Origin of the sequence: Methylobacterium sp. WL6, assembly GCF_008040095.1 — a bacterium.
Lineage (GTDB): Bacteria > Pseudomonadota > Alphaproteobacteria > Rhizobiales > Beijerinckiaceae > Methylobacterium.
On sequence record NZ_VRVH01000654.1, the window covers coordinates 1 to 663 of the forward strand.

Here is a 663-nt window from a genome sequence, read left to right on the forward strand (position 1 = left end):
GCCTCCGACGGGCTCGGGCGCTACCTGCGCCGGCTCGGCCTCGACGGGCCGCCGACGGCGCTGCTCGACGGGCGGCCGGTCGAGGTCTCGGCCGAGGTCTCGGCGGCCGGCACCGCGTTCTCCCTGCGCAACCTCCGGCTCGCGCTGGGCGAGGCGCAGGTCACCGGAAACGCCCGCTACACCCCGGCCGAGGGCCGGACCCGCGGCCGGTTCGACGCGCAGATCCGCGCCCGCGGCCTCGACGTCGCCGGCCTGCCGCCCCTCGGCAACGCGCTCGCGGGGCTGCACGGGCACGACCTCGGCCTGACCATCGAGGCGCGCGACCTGCGCTACGGCGCGACCGGCACCGGGAACGGCACGCTCTCGGCCAGCATCCAGTCGGACGGCGCCGCCCTCGTCGTCGACAGCCTCGACGTGACGGACCTGGCCGGCGCCAACGCCAAGCTGTCCGGACGGATCGGCGCCGACGGCACGGGGCGCGTCGCCGGCCGGCTCTCGGCCCCGGTGGCGGCGCCGCTGCTCGCCCTGGTCGACCGGGTCTGGATCGCGGAGACGCGCCTGATCCCGGCCTTCTTGCGCGCCGGCGCGCTCGACCTCGCCGTCACGCTGGAGCGCGACGCGGGCGACGCCGACGCGCTGCGGCTCGCCGCCACGGGCCAGGCC

Annotated in this window: 1 pseudogene; it reads left to right on the forward strand. The window is 78.7% G+C overall.

From position 1 onward, the window contains the following. Nucleotides 1-663, forward strand: a pseudogene (locus FV230_RS29025) (AsmA protein); the annotation flags it as partial.